This window comes from Paenirhizobium cremeum, assembly GCF_022884085.1.
Taxonomy (GTDB): domain Bacteria; phylum Pseudomonadota; class Alphaproteobacteria; order Rhizobiales; family Rhizobiaceae; genus Allorhizobium; species Allorhizobium cremeum.
Window position 1 is genome coordinate 11,973 of the sequence record NZ_JAGGCS010000011.1, and the last position, 17,062, is coordinate 29,034.

General features: G+C 58.8%; 14 protein-coding genes. 7 read left to right on the forward strand and 7 right to left on the reverse strand.

Annotation, left to right across the window (positions count from 1 at the left end; genetic code table 11):
- Positions 1-118 precede the first annotated feature (118 nt).
- Positions 119-1,195 carry a methyltransferase domain-containing protein gene (locus tag J5N58_RS18535; RefSeq protein ID WP_112829439.1) on the reverse strand — a complete coding sequence of 359 codons (1,077 nt, stop codon included), beginning with the start codon at positions 1,193-1,195 and terminating at the stop codon, positions 119-121.
- 308 nt (positions 1,196-1,503) lie between these two features.
- Positions 1,504-2,526: a glycosyltransferase gene (locus tag J5N58_RS18540; protein WP_244712180.1), complete on the reverse strand. Its 1,023-nt coding sequence runs from the start codon at positions 2,524-2,526 to the stop codon at positions 1,504-1,506.
- 238 nt (positions 2,527-2,764) lie between these two features.
- Here J5N58_RS18540 and J5N58_RS18545 point away from each other — a divergent pair, with 238 nt between their 5' ends.
- From J5N58_RS18545 to J5N58_RS18575, 7 genes are read left to right on the forward strand one after another with little or no spacing between them, the layout of a single operon-like run.
- On the forward strand, positions 2,765-3,688 hold the full coding sequence (locus J5N58_RS18545) for a class I SAM-dependent methyltransferase (protein ID WP_244712182.1): 924 nt from the start codon (positions 2,765-2,767) through the stop codon (positions 3,686-3,688).
- On the forward strand, positions 3,678-4,556 hold the full coding sequence (locus tag J5N58_RS18550) for an ABC transporter permease (protein ID WP_244712185.1): 879 nt from the start codon (positions 3,678-3,680) through the stop codon (positions 4,554-4,556). The genes J5N58_RS18545 and J5N58_RS18550 overlap by 11 nt, the downstream gene beginning before the upstream one ends.
- Positions 4,546-5,781, forward strand: a complete 1,236-nt coding sequence (locus J5N58_RS18555) for an ABC transporter ATP-binding protein (protein ID WP_112829442.1) — start codon at positions 4,546-4,548, stop codon at positions 5,779-5,781. The genes J5N58_RS18550 and J5N58_RS18555 overlap by 11 nt, the downstream gene beginning before the upstream one ends.
- Complete coding sequence (locus J5N58_RS18560; RefSeq protein WP_244712187.1) at positions 5,778-6,533, forward strand: TylF/MycF/NovP-related O-methyltransferase; 756 nt, start codon at positions 5,778-5,780, stop codon at positions 6,531-6,533. The genes J5N58_RS18555 and J5N58_RS18560 overlap by 4 nt, the downstream gene beginning before the upstream one ends.
- Positions 6,534-6,551: 18 nt before the next feature.
- Complete coding sequence (locus J5N58_RS18565; RefSeq protein ID WP_112829443.1) at positions 6,552-7,049, forward strand: acyltransferase; 498 nt, start codon at positions 6,552-6,554, stop codon at positions 7,047-7,049.
- 59 nt (positions 7,050-7,108) lie between these two features.
- The gene (locus J5N58_RS18570; protein WP_244712189.1) at positions 7,109-9,136 is read left to right on the forward strand and encodes a hypothetical protein; all 2,028 of its coding nucleotides are present in this window, start codon (positions 7,109-7,111) and stop codon (positions 9,134-9,136) included.
- Positions 9,133-10,941, forward strand: a complete 1,809-nt coding sequence (locus tag J5N58_RS18575) for a glycosyltransferase family 2 protein (RefSeq protein ID WP_112829444.1) — start codon at positions 9,133-9,135, stop codon at positions 10,939-10,941. Before J5N58_RS18570 ends, J5N58_RS18575 begins: the two co-directional genes overlap by 4 nt.
- A 71-nt stretch (positions 10,942-11,012) precedes the next feature.
- Here the strand turns inward: J5N58_RS18575 and J5N58_RS18580 are convergent, their stop codons facing one another.
- From J5N58_RS18580 to hutI, 5 genes are read right to left on the reverse strand one after another with little or no spacing between them, the layout of a single operon-like run.
- Positions 11,013-11,615 (reverse strand): HutD/Ves family protein, encoded by a 603-nt coding sequence (locus J5N58_RS18580; RefSeq protein ID WP_162757390.1) that lies wholly within the window; start codon positions 11,613-11,615, stop codon positions 11,013-11,015.
- Between the two features lie 57 nt (positions 11,616-11,672).
- Positions 11,673-13,349, reverse strand: coding sequence for a urocanate hydratase (hutU, locus tag J5N58_RS18585; protein ID WP_113448630.1), 1,677 nt, complete (start codon positions 13,347-13,349; stop codon positions 11,673-11,675).
- Between the two features lie 24 nt (positions 13,350-13,373).
- Positions 13,374-14,174, reverse strand: a complete 801-nt coding sequence (hutG, locus tag J5N58_RS18590) for an N-formylglutamate deformylase (protein ID WP_244712191.1) — start codon at positions 14,172-14,174, stop codon at positions 13,374-13,376.
- A 1-nt stretch (position 14,175) separates the two neighbouring features.
- On the reverse strand, positions 14,176-15,711 hold the full coding sequence (gene hutH, locus J5N58_RS18595; protein ID WP_112829448.1) for a histidine ammonia-lyase: 1,536 nt from the start codon (positions 15,709-15,711) through the stop codon (positions 14,176-14,178).
- The gene (gene hutI / locus J5N58_RS18600; RefSeq protein WP_113443035.1) at positions 15,708-16,970 is read right to left on the reverse strand and encodes an imidazolonepropionase; all 1,263 of its coding nucleotides are present in this window, start codon (positions 16,968-16,970) and stop codon (positions 15,708-15,710) included. The genes hutH and hutI overlap by 4 nt, the downstream gene beginning before the upstream one ends.
- Positions 16,971-17,062: the final 92 nt, after the last annotated feature.

Sequence of the window (17,062 nt, forward strand, 5' to 3'; positions counted from 1 at the left end):
TAGGTACTCTTATCACTCAGGTCGCATATCAAATTGCACCATCGCTCTATTCGAGCGTTGATGCTTTTGAAGCGGGGCGCGGCAATGCCTGTTTCTCTGCCGAACGGTCTCGGTCATTTCACTCGCTTCCCATATTGGGATCACGCCACAAGATCCAGCCAAAGTCCTTGTTGTTCGGAGATGTGCTCAGGAAAAAGTTTGAGAACAGCCCTTTCTCGATTGCGATCATAGCCAACTGGCGGAACGCGCTCGGAGTGTAATAGTGCGCGTGGATGGAATAATTTCGCGCGGCCAGATCCTCCGGGGTGTTATACGGAGCCGTATACTTGCACCATTTCTCGTATTTTGCCGACGTCAGCGCCCAAGCGCCTGCTTCATACTCCGAGAGCCAGTCCGTCGGTGTGCTCGCCGGTTGGCGCAAATCGAAACAGTAGCGCAGGTCAGGTACGACGCCCACGACAACACCTGTCGGTTTGAGCCTGTTCGACCAGTTTTCCAAAACCCCAAGCGGATTCATGAGGTGTTCGAAAACATGGTTTGAAAAAATGAAGTCGAGACTTCCCGTTTCGCAGCATTCGATGCGTTGAGCATCGCCAAGGATGTAACGAGACCACAATTCCTGCTTTTCGGGGGTAACTTCAATATGTTTACCGTAATTTCGCAGCCATTCGTCGATGGGCAGCGCTTCCAGATAGCGTACATCCACGTCGGCACTCGGCTTCACGAAGGGATTGCTTCCGGGGCCGACTTCAATGCCCGTGCCCCGGAGATAGCCGCGTGTCGCCGCACGCGGGTCGAAGACAGGGCCTGATTTCAATTCGAGAGGCTTATCGCTCGAATTGACGATCTCGAGATCGTATCCATCGGTGTAGCCGATCCAGCTTGGCCACGTGAGCAAAATGGCGCCTTTCGAATCAAGGCTCGCGACCGAATCCGCTCGGCGACCATCGGAGGAACAGACATTGATTTTTATAGGCGAGGGGGTGTTTTCGGCTCCCACGAGGCTCCAGCCAAAATCGCGCGGGAATGTTTCCATCACAGCGAACTCGTCAATCCGCTTCAACTTCAACCGCGCGCCGGGCTGTAGGGTCACACCGCAGAACCATTGTGGTTTATCATAGCGAAAGGGCTCGACGCTCCCGTCAAGGATCTCTACACATCGATCATTGCGTTTGACGATATCGAATAGATTCACACGAATACTCTGCTTCTAGGAGGGGATGGGCTGCTGCCCTATAGTCCATACCCCGTGTCGGTCTCCTCGCCAACACCGCCGCGCGGTGCTTCTTTAACGCAAACGTGGAACCTCACAGGCAAATCTGCCTCACCCGACCCAACGGCAACCCGATGAAGTCGTTTGGGCGGGAAAATATATAAAGATTTCACGCTTCAGCCACGCATGCACGTTTGCCACGGCGGGGAAGATCGAGACGGGCGAGGCTGGGGTTCCAAAGCCGAGGCACTGAAGAAGGCTGCTCTCCAGCGCCTCGTGCAAAGGGGCATTTAGCCCATGATGCGGCGTTTCAACGAACTCAAGGTTCCCAGGATGCCGCTGCTCGCCGCGTGGGCAACGGATGCGGCTGGCCCTTTTTCCTTCGCAAGCTTGGCCTCGTAGGCTTTCACGGCTGCCGCTCGCTCGCGCGCTGCCTCGTAGACCGCTTTATGCTTGACAAAGCCGGCAGCCGCGTCGATGGCCTCATAGCGCTTAACCTGTTCCGGCGTGATCGCCCGCACAGGGCCGGCTCCGGCATCCTTGATCTCCTGGATCACGGACGGGCGGATGTAGCCCAGATTGACCTCTTCCTCAATCTGGCTCAACTTCATCGAGCCATTCTCAAGCATGATGCGAACTTCTTCGAGGAAGAGGTAGCCGGTCGGGTTGTTGGCAAAAACCCAGGGCTGCGTGTTCATGTCCGTCCAGTGGATCAAGCCGGTCTTGTTGGGCTCGTAGTGCTCCAGGCTATTCCACTCGAACGGCACGCCGTAGTTGATCTCCGACTCATCCAGAATGCACATGTCGTAGAGCAGATCCTGATAGGTGTATTGCCCATCGAGGCCGGCAATTATCTTTACCGGATCCCAATCGGAAAGAGCTTCGCAATCGAGCAGCATCACAGAGCATTGTTTGACGCGCTTCTTGAGTGCGCCGGGCTTAGATTGGTTCTGTGCCTGATCCGGCAGTTCCTCTTGGATGATGACCTTGGCGCCGTTGAAGGGCAGGTTCCACAACTCCCGGAAGTCGCGGAAGACCAGCATGTCGGCATCAAGGTAGATGGCCCGGCCCTTGTATCCCATCAACTGCGGAATGGCGAAGCGCGTGAAGGAAAAGCCGGTACGCTTTCCTTGCCTTATATCCTTGGGATCAGGCAGCACCACGTCATGCATCGACCGCAGCTTGATATTCATGCTGGTGTGGCGCTTGATGGAATGCTCGAGAACAGGGACCGCGAGAAGCTGTGATCGGTCCGAGCCCACGAATATGTAGGCGGTGTCGCTGTCATTCTCGTTCGTCATGCCGAACTCCATTCTTGCCTGAAATAATTCCTCGCGCACGAGTAGCGCCGGACTCTAAGCACCTTTAGCGTCGTAAGCAAGCCATACGCTCGGCCGTTCACCGGGCTGAATACAGATTGATTGTCATGGATTTAGCATTTCGCAACTTGTTATGCGATGTCGCTCGAGCCGCCTGAGCCAAGGACCAGTCCGGATACCGGCTTGAGTAACAAGGCCTCATGCGGTACAGAGCGGTCGAAGGGAAACGGAAATGAATGTCTTGAAGAAGATTTTGAAGTCTTTCAGCGGTTCTTCCGCGAACCGTGTGAATGAGATGCCTGTCGCCCATGAGGTACAGGTGCCCGCCAAGGATGAGGCCCCGGCACCTGCCGCGCCTCAGAAGGTGGAGGAGAAGACGGTTTATCCGGCAGGCGAGGTTCCGATCCCTGGCGTCGACAATCTTCCTGACGACGAACTCGATCGCTTGAACAAGCTGCTGCCGTGGGCGGCTTTTGTTCTGGATAGCAAGGGGCGCCAGTTCGGTGTCGCGCATTCCGCGATCAAGCGCAACGTTCCGCAGGCAATGCCTGATCCGCGTATCGTCGAGCTTGATCGGCGCATTCCGTTGCGTGATCTGACCGTGTTTGAGATCGGCTGTTTCGAGGGTATTCATACCTCCGCGCTGGCAATGCGCGCCCGGCGTGTGCTGGCCTGTGACAGTCGCATCGAAAACGTTGTCAAGAGCATCGTCCGCTGTGCCATGTACGGAACGTCTGCGCACATCTTTCGCTGGGATGCTGAGGAAGCCTTGCCTGCCGGCGTTTCGGTCGATTGTGATGTGCTGCACCATGTGGGCGTTCTGTATCACCTGACGGACCCGGTCGGACATCTGAAGACGTTGTTGTCGCACGTGCGCAAGGGGGTCATGCTCGACACCCAGATCGCGCCAGAAGATGCAAAGGCGCTTACCTACGAATCCGGCGGACGGACATACCGATATCATCACTATCGCGAAGCGGGTCGTGAAGCGCCGTTTGCCGGCATGCTCGATCACGCCAAGTGGTTGTTCAAGGACGATTTGCTGGCGCTTTTGGCCGAGGCTGGCTTCGATTCCATCGATGTGGCCAATTTCGAGATACAGCGCAACGGTCCCCGTATCCTGATCTATGCAACTCGCAGCAGCAGTGGCAGCTGAGACGGTCGGAAAGCCGCTGGTAGCGGGCGCGCAGCTAAATTCAGGCAATGAGAAGGCCGCGAAAGCAATGATGCAAACCTTTGGCGAGATCTCGCGCAGCGCTCGGCTGGCGTGGGATCTTGCGCATCGCGACATAGCCAGCCGCTATGGCAATTCCATCGGCGGTCTTTTGTGGCTTGTAATCACCCCCGTGAGTTTCGCGGGGATTTACTGGATGGTTTTTGGCTATTTCCTGCAACTTAAGTGGCTCAACCCTGCAACGGGGGTGCAGGTTCCTTACATCGTGCCGCTTTTTGCTGGTTTGGCAACCTACCTGCTTATCAATGACGTTGTCATGTCGTCGTTGTCGACCTTCAGGATGAAGCGGGAATATGTCAGGAGGGCCGCGGTTCCCATATGGGTGCTGTGGCTTTCGACGCTGATGCGCGTTGCTGTCGGTTCGGTGGTGAATTTCGTGGTTCTGGCTGCCATGGCCTTTTTCACGGGGCTTATGTCGCTGAATTCTCTATTGGCGATTCCCCAGGCGTTCCTGCTGGTGGTGGTCGCCGCAAGCGCTCTTTCTCTCTTTCTTTCGCTGCTTGGCCCGTTTTTCAAGGATCTTGACGAGCTTTCGCGTATTCTTCTGCGCGTGCTGTTCTATACTTCGCCGGTTACGTATCCCCTTAGCGCGGTGCCCGAGCGTTTTTCTGGCTTTATGTGGGCCAACCCTTTGACTGTTCTCGTCGAAGCTATACGCAATTCGTTCGTTTTCGGATTGCCGCCAGCGCCTGTTTCTTATGTCGTGACGTTCGCTTCTTCCGTGGCACTTTTTGGGGCGGGAATTTGGCTTTATTCACGCCTGAGAGGACCGATCGTCGATGTCGTCTGATGTGCTTCTGCAAGCTCACGGTGTCTCCAAGACATATTCCATGTCATTGTCTCCTCGCGAGCGATTTTTCGAGGCGGTCTTTGGCTGGAGACCGAACAAGCCGCACCATGTGGTGCTGGAAGACGTGGACATCGAAGTTCGTCGGGGTGAGACGCTTGGCATCATGGGCCGCAACGGCGCGGGCAAGACCACGCTGCTCGGCATTCTTGGTAATGTAATCGAGCCGTCTGCCGGCACCATCACGCGCCATGGCCGCATCGCCGTCCTGCTTGCTGTAGGGGCCGGCTTCAATCCACAGTTTACCGGTCGTGAGAATGCCGAACTCTTTTGCAGCCTGATGGGTCTGAGCAACGCAGAAACCGCCGAGCGCATGAGTTCCATTATCGCGTTCGCCGATCTTGAAGACTACTTCGACATGCCGCTCAGAACCTACTCGTCAGGCATGATGGCGCGCCTCGGTTTCGCTTGTGCGATCCATGTCGATGCTGATGTTATCATTATTGATGAGACTTTGGCGGTCGGCGATGCCAATTTCCGTGTCAGATGCTATGAGCGTATCAAGCACATGCAGGATAGTGGCCAGACATTCCTTCTCGTCAGCCATAGCCCAAACCTGATCGCCAACTTCTGCACGCGGACGATTGTCATCGAGAAAGGCCGAAAGGTGTTCGACGGCTCTCCCCTGGATGGACTCAACACCTATAAGGATATTCGCGAAAATCTTGCGGCCGGGAAAAAGCCTGCCACGGGGGGTGTCAACGGCTCCGATCTCGTGGCGCCAAAGCTTCGACTTGAGAATGTTCGCTTCAACGAGGTTACGGGCGACAACGGTGTCAAACGTGGCATTTTGACCTGTGAACTGTTTGCTGAGGCCGATGTTGCAAATCCTGTCGTGAGTTTCGGCATCCGCAACCAGGAAGGGATCGTGATCTGCAGCTACGACAGCGAGCGTGACGCGAACCAACTGAAGCCGCTTTCGAGCGGTGAACGGCTGCCGCTGGTGCTGCAGTTCGACAATATCCTGCTCGCAGGAGCCTATTTTATCAGCGCGCGTGTAGCCGAACAGGTCGGTGACGTGACGCTTACCCTCGGGACCCATCACAACGTCGCCCGTTTTGACGTCGTAAGTAGAGGGACAAACTCGGGGCTGGTTAATCTCAACGCAACGCTGGCTACGGCCAGCGCTTCGCATAATGACGGTACGTCACAGGTAGCAATTGGATGACAACAACAAAAGATCCCGCCAAGACCCCGAAGCGGCCGCCGGTATACAGCGTCCGACAGGAACTTCCCCACAATCGGCCTTACGAACTCTATTATGCCGAGAAAGTACCTTTGCTTCAGGTCTTTGAGAAGGCTGCTCTGGCTTGGGACAACCGCTCGCGTTCGGGTATTCTGGGAAAGCTGGCGCGGTCGGCTGGCCTCGGGAGGCCGATGCAGGCCGCGGAATGCGGAGTTTACCGCGGGCATTCGCTGGTCGCATGTCTGCGGATTGCAAGGGATCTGCGCGTGCCGGTCAATTTTGTCGGGCTGGACAGCTTCGCAGGCTTGCCATCGCTGGTCGAAGAGGACCTGAAGGTCGCGCCCGAAAACGCGCCTTACCGGAAAAAGGTGCTCTTCGATGACACCTCGTTCGAGGCCGTTAGCGAACTCGTCAAATCCGCCGGTTTTGCTGGCAACGCCAAATTGATCCGCGGCTTTTTCGTGGATACTTTGCCGACGCTCGAGGAAGCCCGTTACGACTTCGTCAACATTGACTGTGATCTATACGCGCCGCATATCGAGTGCCTCGAATATTTTTATCCGAAGATGAACCCAGGCGGCATTATCTTCTTTGATGATTATCACTCTCACGATTTTCCGATGGCCAAGGACGCCATCGATAAATTTCTGGAGGATAAACCGGAAATTCTTCTGCACCTGCGGTTCGGACCAGAGGGTACCAACCATACCAAGTGCTACATCGAAAAGCTGTAGCAGGGGAAACATGGCCGCATGTCGGAAAGTGTGACTATTGATCCCACCGCTCGCATCGATGAACGCGCAGTCATCGATGCTGGCGGCGGTAGCGTAAAAATAGGACGCAAGACCACAGTCGCTTCCTTCGCAATGATCCTTGCGCATGGAGGTTCCATTGAGATTGGCGACTTTTGCAGCGTCAACCCGTTTTGCGTTTTATACGGCCATGGTGGTCTTAAAATCGGAAATTATGTGCGTATCGCCACGCATACCGTGATAATTCCGGCGAACCATGTTTTCGATGATCCCGACACCCCGATCACAAGCCAGGGATTGACCAAGCTCGGCGTCACGATCGAAGATGACGTTTGGATTGGTGCTGGTGCCCGTATCCTTGACGGTGTGACGATAGGAAAAGGCGCGGTTATCGGGGCAGGGGCCGTCGTGACAACGAACGTGCCGGAGCTGGCCATTTTTGCCGGCGTTCCCGCACGCAAAATCGGGGAACGTGGCGCGAACCGGTCGACGACCTGACGTGGTGCCGGTTTCTTGCGTCAATGGTAGCTGAGGCCGCAATCTCAGGGAGTGTTCGTGTGGCCGAAAACGACGGGCGAGTTGAGTTAGCAGACAAGGCGGCGAAGGTTTTACCTCGGCAACTGCGCATCGCGGTGGTGGCGCGGGATATAGACGGGGTAAATGAGCGGCTTATTCGGCGAGCGTTGTGGCCAGCGTCGATCTGGCAATCGGCTGGCTATAGGGTCGACATTCATCTGACGCCGCCGCCGCGAAAGCGGCTGAAGCGTTACGCCGCGCTTGTGATGATCGAGCCCTCACTTACAGACGAGTTGAACTGTTGCGACGAGGCAGTCAGGCTCGGCTTGGCGCTCGTTATCGATGTCGGTTTACCTGAAGCAATCCGTCTTTCCGGTCAGAGCCGGCTAGCCGCAATTTCTGCGACGACCCGTGATTGCCTGGCATTGGCAACGGTCATCACAGCGAGGTCTTCTGCAGCGGCGGAAGACCTCGCCAGCCTTGTGCCTGTCGACGTGGAAACGGTGGTGATTCCGGATCCATCTGAGGCTGCTACTCGGAAAGCCCGGTTGTTGGAGGTCTTCCGGGGTGAGCTTCGCGGAGCAAGGATACGAAGCCGCTTGTCGTCGGTGCCGCAGCAGTGGCTGTCGCCGCGAAGTCCGCTTGTTGCTCCATGGCGCATGTTCAATATGGCGCGCTCGATTCCGTTTTCCTGGTGGCTGACGCGCGTGCCCAGCGCAGTGGCAAGACGGATTTTGAGGCGATTTGGGTTGATCGCTGGTCGGGCGTCCGAAGCGTCATCCGAAGTAGAGGCAAAGCCGGCATCGAAGGCAGCGGACCATGGCGTTGTGGCCACGCCCGTCGCAGATGCCAGCCGTCAACTCACGCCGCATGTGGACCCGGCGACAAGTGCGCGGCAATGGATCGACGTTATGGAGCGCGCCCTACTGACCGCCGCGACAGGGCTAAAGCAGGCACCGCGGGTTAAAGTCCTATTTTTGCTGGACCTGATCCAGGATCTTGATGTGCTGTTGCCGATTGTGGAGCGGATGCGCACCGATCGCCGTTTCGCATTAACAGTTGCAGTCACAGACTGGCTGGACAAGGTTTCCCCGCGGGTATCGCGCGAACTGTTCGCTCGGTCGGTGATCCCGCTGGTGATTACCAAGAAGGACGCTATCGAGGGGTCGGAGCCTGACCTCGGCCGAATAAATGCTGTCGTCACGGCCTGTGAAACCAATCACCCCGCGCATCGCGTACCCCATGCGGTTGTGCGTCGCGCCAACAGTCGCGGCATTCCGACTTATACGCTCCAACACGGGCTGGAGAATGTCGGGCTTACCTATTTCGAGTCTTATCCCGATCACGAAGGTCCGATCGAAATGGCTTCCTCGACCATTCTGACCTGGGGGCCAGTCGAGAAGCTGCCGGCAGAGATGAACCCCATGATGCGGGTACGCTGTCTGGCTGTCGGGACGCCTAAGCCACCGCAGGCAACAAGGGTGGAGTTGCCTCTTCGGTCGCAGGGGATGGTCGTGGCAGTGTTCGAGAACCTGCATTGGGAGCGTTACACCGATATCTATCGCGGCGCCTTCATCCGGGATCTTTGCGAGGTCGCGGCCGCGCGCCCGGCCATAACGTTCCTTTTAAAGCCACATCACGCGGGCAAATACCTTGCCAAAAACAATCATCTGCTGGCGGATGCCCCGAGCAACATCGTTTTGGCCGATCCTTCGGTGCAGCCTTGGGAAGCCTACACAGCCAGCGCAATTATCGGCTCTGTCGATGCGGTTATCACAACGCCGTCCACGGTCGCTCTCGATGCTGCCCGAGCAGGTTGCGCCGTCGCGGTTGTTGGTTATGGAATGGCGCTGCCGGTTTATGAACCTTTGCCGGTTTTGACCGGCACTGGCAATTGGCTGAGTTTCATCGATGACGTTACCGCCAGGTCGATCGATTTGCAGTCTCGTCTGGAAGAATTTCGCATGCGACATGTTGTGGAGGGCGACGCCGTTGGTCGTATCCTTGATAAAATTCTCGCGGACGCCGGCCGCGTTAGCGAAGTGAAGCGGTCAGAACAAAAGGCATGATGAAGGTTCCCGATATGCCAACGTTACCCCGGCGCCTCCTTGCGGCTCTGCGCAGACGACTTGGCGAAAGCTCGAAGGCTCCCCCCCAGGCACATGCTGAAGGCCCGTTGACGTATGCCTATTGGGTAAGCCGCTACGCGACAATCGGTTCCTCCGAGCGCCGCCGTCTCGTTGATCTACAGCAGAAACTCGTCAGGCCGCCGCTGATGTCGGTGCTGATCGACGCGCAGAATGCCGGTCCCGAGCAAATCGAGCTGACCCTGCGTTCCATAAGTGAGCAAACCTATGATCGCTGGGAAGTAATCCTCGTCAATCTCCCTGCCGAATGCCGAATCCGGAAGGACGGGGTACAAGTCAAGATGTTTACGGCCAAGCGGTTCGATAGCGGGGTCGTTGAAAAGTTGCTGGAGATCGCCTCGGGTACGCTTCTCGTGCCGGTAACTGCAGGGGATCAGTTGTCCCCGGCAGCTTTGACGGTTTTCGCGCTTGGATTTGCGGAAACGCCCCATGCGGTCGCGCTCTACGCAGATGAGGATCGCATCGATTTAGCCGGGCGACACACCGATCCCTGGTTCAAGGGCGCCTGGAGTCCCGATCTAGTGTTGGCCCAAGCCTATACCGTAAGGTCATGCGCTTTGAACCGCGAGGTGGTTGAGGCTGCAGTCTCGCAAGTCATCGATTCATGCTCGTTGACAAGCGTAACCTATGCGATCTGGCTGTGGATTGCTGCACATGACGAGCTTTCGATCCGGCATCTGCCGTTCCCGCTTTATCATCAAAGGGCCGATGCGCCTCGCACGGAGCCTGCCGCCTTTGCTGATGTAGTCCGGACTTCACTTTTCGTGCGACAGCATGGCCTTGAAATTCGCAGCAATGACAACACGGGAGCCGGCTTCCGTCATGTTGTCTGGCCTACGCCGTCCCCTGCTCCACGAATATCCCTTTGTGTCCCGACACGCGATCGTGTGGAATTGCTCTCGAACTGCATCGAAGGGCTGCGTCACCGTACCGACTGGCCTGATCTCGAGATACTCATTGTTGATAATGGTAGTGTCGAGGCAGAAACCCTTGCCTATCTCGGCAGCCTTGTGAGCGACCCACGGGTAAAAGTGCTGCGTGATGATGGTCCGTTCAACTTCTCGCGGCTTAACAATCTTGGTGCTGCAGCCTCAACCGGCACGTTGTTCGGCCTCATCAATAACGACCTCGCCGTCAAGGAAGCCGGCTGGCTGCGTGAAATGGCAAGCCTTGCCGTGCGTCCGGATGTCGGTGCCGTCGGAGCGCTGTTGCACTATGGCAACGATACGGTTCAGCATGCTGGCGTCGTGATGGGAATCGGCGGTCTGGCTTCCCATATCCACAAGGGCCTACCCGCCGGGCAGCAGGGCTATCAGGGTCGCGTGGCGGTAACGCAGGATGTGACATGTGTCACCGCGGCGTGCCTTGTCACGCGGCGTGATGTTTACGACCGTCTCGGTGGACTGGATGAGGAGCGTTTCCCCGTTGCATATAATGATGTGGACTTCTGTCTGCGTGTGCGCAGCGCCGGGCTCAGGGTGATTTATACCCCACATGCCCTTTTATATCATCTGGAGTCTGCTTCTCGCGGGCGTGATGATGGAGGGGCGCGCCGGGCCCGGCTTGAGCTCGACAAGGCAGCCATGCGGGAAAGATGGGGAGAGAAACTCGCTGAAGATCCATTCTACAGTCCAAATCTCTCCAACAAGGCCACGGATTGCCGACCGGCATTTCCTCCACGTGTCTTGCCGCCATGGGCAGAGGCCTTCGGGGATCAGGGTGTTTGAGGTCCAAAAGAGCCCGGCTGCGGGATCTTTCGCAGCGGCATAACCTGGAGCGAATGGCGGTGGCGTAGTGTTCAGGCGCCTTGGGGCTGGACGTTTCCCACGGTCATGCCTGAGAGCTCGATGGTGTAGATGACTGTCTCTTCTTCCGGGGAAAGGTCGACACGGTCTCCGCGCCGTATTCCCGTCAGAGTGTCCATGGGAGCGGCAGGGAAGTGATCTTGTCCAACTCTGGCCATAACACGGCCTTCGAAGACGAGAATCATGTCGTCGCATTCGACGTCGATTGCCGCCGATTGCCTGATGACGTGCCTTTTCATGATGTGCGTGAAATAGCCGCGTCGGGTCATGACATTGAGGTCGGTGGTTTCGCCGGCGATCACTGTGGCCTCGATCGGTGTTTCGCCGGAGAAGGAATAGGGCGCGCTGTCGTGACCGAGGGTTATTTCGCTTCCGTTGGAATTCAGGAGGATGCCGTTTCCCTGCAAGACTGCGATCGTCCGGTCTATGCCTTCGAATTGCGAGAAAGGTCCGGGCCTGGCAACCGTCGCCATGCTGATCCGCCAGAGAAATTCCGGATGGATTTCTCGGTCCAGGTGGACGGCTATCTCTCTGGTCAATCCGCCGCCATTCTTCCAGGGAGTGACCGGAAGATCGTCGTAACGTAAAAGTCTCACCTGCACCTCCCGGTGTTGGGCAAAGGCCTTCCGGGGACGAAGGCCTTTGCCGGTTCATCAGTTTCCGAGAATACCGGGGAGACGAAGCCCCTTCTCGCGGGCGCAATCGGCTGCGATGTCATAGCCGGCGTCGGCATGGCGCATGACGCCGGTCGCCGGGTCGTTCCACAGAACACGCTCGAGGCGGCGGGCGGCATCATCGGTACCGTCGGCGCAGATGACCATGCCGGAGTGCTGAGAAAAGCCCATGCCGACGCCGCCGCCATGATGCAGCGAGACCCAGGTCGCACCGGACGCACAGTTCAAGAGCGCATTGAGCAGCGGCCAGTCTGATACGGCGTCGGAGCCGTCCTTCATCGCTTCCGTCTCCCGGTTCGGGGAGGCGACGGAGCCCGAATCGAGGTGGTCGCGGCCGATGACGATCGGCGCCTTGAGCTCGCCGTTGCGGACCATCTCGTTGAAGGCGAGACCCAGCTTGTGGCGATCGCCGAGGCCGACCCAGCAGATGCGGGCGGGCAGGCCCTGGAAGGCGATGCGTTCGCGCGCCATGTCCAGCCAGTTGTGCAGGTGCTTGTTGTCGGGAAGAAGTTCCTTCACCTTGGCATCGGTCTTATAGATGTCCTCCGGATCGCCGGAAAGCGCCGCCCAGCGGAAGGGCCCGATGCCGCGGCAGAAGAGCGGACGGATATAGGCCGGCACGAAGCCCGGAAAGGCGAAGGCGTTCTCGAAACCTTCCTCCTTGGCGACCTGGCGGATATTGTTGCCATAGTCGAGCGTGGGGATGCCCATGTTCCAGAAATCGACCATTGCCTGCACATGCACTTTCATGCTGGCACGCGCCGCCACTTCTACCGCCTTCGGGTCGCTTTCCTGCTTCGCCCGCCATTCGGCGACTGTCCAGCCGGACGGCAGATAGCCGTGGATCGGGTCGTGGGCGGACGTCTGGTCCGTGACGATATCGGGCTTCACGCCGCGGCGCACGAGTTCAGGGAAAATCTCTGCGGCATTGCCGAGCAGGCCGACGGATTTGGCTTCGCCGGCCTTGGTCCACTGGTCGATTAGTGCCAGCGCCTCGTCCAGCGTATGCGCCTTGGCATCGACGTAACGGGTGCGCAGGCGGAAATCGATGCGGGTCTCGTCGCATTCGACGGCAAGGCAGCAGGCTCCGGCCATGACGGCGGCGAGCGGCTGGGCGCCGCCCATGCCGCCGAGGCCGCCGGTCAGGATCCACTTGCCCTTGAGGTTGCCCCCATAATGCTGGCGGCCGGCCTCCACGAAGGTCTCGTAAGTGCCCTGCACGATGCCCTGGGTGCCGATATAGATCCAGGAGCCGGCGGTCATCTGGCCGTACATGGCGAGACCCTTCTTGTCCAACTCGTTGAAATGATCCCAGGTCGCCCAGTGAGGCACGAGGTTGGAATTGGCGATCAGCACCCGCGGCGCGTCTTTGTGGGTGCGAAATACGCCGACCGGCTTGCCGGACTGCACCAGCAGCGTCTCGTCTTCCTCCAGCGTCTTCAGCGTGGCGACGATGGTGTCGAAATCGTTCCAGGTGCGGGCCGCGCGTCCGATGCCGCCATAGACCACCAGCTCATGCGGGCGCTCGGCGACATCCGGATCGAGATTGTTCATCAGCATGCGCAGCGGTGCTTCGGTCATCCAGCTCTTGGCGTTCAGCTCCGTTCCGCGCGGGGCACGGACATCGCGGATGTTATGACGTGGGTTGGAAGTCATGCGGGTTCCCCTGTCGAATGATGGTTATCGTTTCAAGTCCGGCGCGATCTCTTCCATGCGCACCAGAATGTTTCTGAGGTAAGTTCGGAGACGTTCCGCCCTTGTCGCATCGTAAGCGAAGGGCGGCGCCTCGGTCTGAAGATGGGTCGATTGGGCAAGTTCCATCTGGATCGCGTGAACGCCATCCTCCGGCCTGCCGTAGTGCCGGGTGGTCCAGCCGCCCTTGAAGCGGCCGTTCAGGATGCTGCTGTGGTCGGTTGCCGCTGCGGTGATGTCGACGGCGATCTTCTCGATTTCCGGGGCGCAGGTGCGGCCCATGTCCGTGCCGATGTTGAAATCCGGTAGCCTTCCTTCGAAGAGAAAAGAGATGCGCGAGCGGATCGAGTGGCAATCATAGAGGATCGCCACCCCGTGAATGGCTTTAACCCGCTCGATCTCGGCCGTGAGAGCGGCATGGTAAGGCGCATGAAATTGCTCAAGCCGCCTCGCGATCTCGGCTTCATCCGGCGCTTCGCCGTCCTTCCAGATCGCCGTGCCGTCGAAATCCGTTTCCGGCACGAGGTCGGTCGTGTTCTGGCCGGGGTAAAGGCTGACGCCTTCCGGATCGCGGTTTGCATCGATGACATAGCGGTGGAATGTGGCCCGAACCGTCGTTGCCCGGGGTAGCAGGCCGGCATAGAGTTCGTGGATATGCCAATCGGTGTCGGCAAGAATCCTGCCGTTGTCGTTCAACCGTTCCCAAATGTCGGGCGGAACTTCGGTTCCGGTATGCGGAAAGCCGAGAATGACAGGGGAACTGCCTTGCTGGACCTCAAATACGTCCATATCAGCTCTCCAGGACCGGGAGGATATCGGCCGAGACGGAGGCATTCAATGCTCCGGTGGCGATGAGATCGCTCGCCGCCTTGAGATCGTCGGCCATGTAGCGATCAAGCTCAAGGGTCGGAATTGCCTCGCGGATCGTGGCGATCGCTTTTTCAAGTTCCGGGCTCGTTGCAAGCGGGGCCCGAAATTCCACACCCTGCGCTGCGGCCAGCGCCTCGATGCCGATAATGCCGAACAGGTTTTCAGTCATCTGCAGCAGCCGGCGGGCGCCGTGGCAGGCCATGGAAACGTGATCTTCCTGATTGGCCGAAGTCGGCGTGGAGTCGACCGAAGCCGGATGTGACATCTGCTTGTTTTCGCTCATCAGCGCTGCCGAAGTCACTTCAGCGATCATCAGGCCGGAGTTGAGGCCGGGTTTCTTGGCGAGGAAGGCCGGTAGGCCATAGGACAGCGCGGGATCGACGAGAAGGGCGACACGCCGCTGGGCAATCGCGCCGATTTCACAGACGGCAAGGGCGATCTGGTCGGCGGCAAAAGCCACCGGCTCGGCGTGGAAATTGCCGCCGGAAACCACCGAATTGTCCGAGAGCACCAAAGGGTTGTCGGTGACGGCGTTCGCTTCGATTTCCAGCGTGCGTGCCACCGAGCGCAGGAGATCGAGGCAGGCGCCGTCGACTTGCGGCTGGCAGCGGATGCAATAGGGATCCTGCACGCGTTCGTCGCCCTCGATATGGCTCCGGCGAATGACGGAATTATCGAGCAGGGCGCGAAGCGTTGCAGCTGTATCGATCTGTCCCTTATGCCCGCGAAGCGCATGGATGTCCGGATGGAATGGTGCGGAAGATCCCATGGCCGCATCGGTCGACATGGCACCGGTAATCAGCGCCGCCTGTGCCGCCCGGTGCGCCCGAAAGAGGCCGGCAAGCGCCAGCGCGGTTGAGGTCTGGGTGCCGTTGATCAGCGCCAGACCTTCCTTGGCGGCCAGTACGACCGGCTCCAGTCCCGCCCTTTCGAGGGCGGCGGCGCCGGAAAGCCGCTCGCTGCCGAAGAAGGCTTCGCCTTCACCCATCATCACGGCGGCCATATGAGCCAGTGGAGCAAGGTCGCCCGAGGCTCCGACGGAGCCTTTTTCCGGAATGACCGGTGTTACGCCTTTTTCCAGCATGGCCTCGATGAGGCGGATCAGTTCCAGCCGCACACCGGAGGCGCCGCGACCGAGCGAAACCAGCTTCAGCGCCAAGATCAGGCGAACGACGTTTTCCGGCAGGGGAGCGCCGATGCCGCAACAGTGGGAGAGGATCAGATTGCGCTGGAGTGTCGCCACGTCGGCGCTGTCGATCTTGATTGAAGCGAGCTTTCCGAAGCCTGTATTGATGCCATAGACGGGTGCATTGCCCTTGGCGATCTCGGCGATGCGGGCCGCGCCCCTGGCGATGTTGTCGTCGGCGGCGCGATCGAGTATCGCCGCTTCGCCATCCCAATAGACAGCGGCAAGCTGCGAGAGCGTTACGCGACCGGGAATGAGCGTGATGGTCATGCCTTGATCCTTTGTCCCTTGTAAACTCTTGCATGAAGCGGGTTGAAGCCGATGCGGTAGACAAGCTCGGCGGGGGTCTCGACATTCCAGATCGCGAAATCGGCGGATTTGCCGGCTTCGAGCGTGCCCGTTTCCTCCAGCAGCCCGAGGGCGCGGGCGCCCTCGCGGGTCGCGCCGGAGATGCATTCCTCGACGGTCAGGCCGAAGAGTGTCGCGGCCATGTTCATGGCCAGCAGGAGGGATGTCAGCGGAGAGGTGCCGGGATTGCTGTCGGTGGCGACGGCGATGCGCGTGCCGGCGTTGCGGAGGGACTGGAGCGGAGGCTTCTGCTTCTCTCTGATGGCGTAGAAGGCGCCAGGCAACAACACGGCGACGGTGCCGGCCTTCGCCATGGCCCTCGCGCCCTCGTCATCGAGATATTCGAGATGGTCGCAGGACAGTGCCCCGTAGGAGGCCGCCATCTTCGCTCCCCCCAGATTGGAGAGCTGTTCGGCATGCAGCTTGACGGGGAGGCCCAGCGACTTTGCCTTGTCGAATACGCGTCGCATTTCGTCCACCGAAAAGGCGATGCCTTCGCAAAAGCCGTCGACCGCGTCGACGAGACCCTCGGCGTGAGCCGCTTCCAGGCCCGGCAGAACGATCTCGGCGATGTAATCGCCGTTACGGCCCTTGTACTCAGCCGGCGTCGCATGGGCCGCCAGCCAGGAGGTGATGACGCGCACCGGGCGGATTTCCTGAAATCTGCGCGCAGCCCGCAGCATCTTCAGCTCTCCTTCGATGTTCAGGCCGTAACCGGATTTGACCTCGATGGTGGTCATCCCTTCCGCCAGCAGCGTGTCCAGACGCGGTAGCGCAGTCCTGACGAGACCTTCGACATCGAGCGCATTGGTGGCCTGGACGGAGGAGACGATGCCGCCGCCGGCCCGGGCAATCTCTTCATAGGTCGCTCCTTCAAGACGCATTTCGAATTCGCGCGCGCGGTTGCCGCCATAGACGATGTGGGTGTGGCAATCGACCAGGCCCGGAGTGATCCAGCGGCCGTCCAGGTCGTGCCGCGAAGCAGCGTTCCGTGCTTCCGGGGGCAAGTCGGCCATCTTTCCGACCCAGGCGATACGTCCGTCGCGAACCAGCAGCGCGCCGTCGTCGATGATGCCGAGGCCCGTTCCTGTGGGAGCGAGCGTTGCGATACGGGCGTTGGACCAGAGCGTTTCCCGCTCCAGGCGTTCGTCGTCCGATATGGAAGTATCGTTCCCGGTCATTTGCGTTGACCCTTTCATTTGTTGAAAACATGTATATACATAATAGGTCGATTGGCAAGGCCGAATTTGAAATCGGCGGCGGTGCCGGCAAT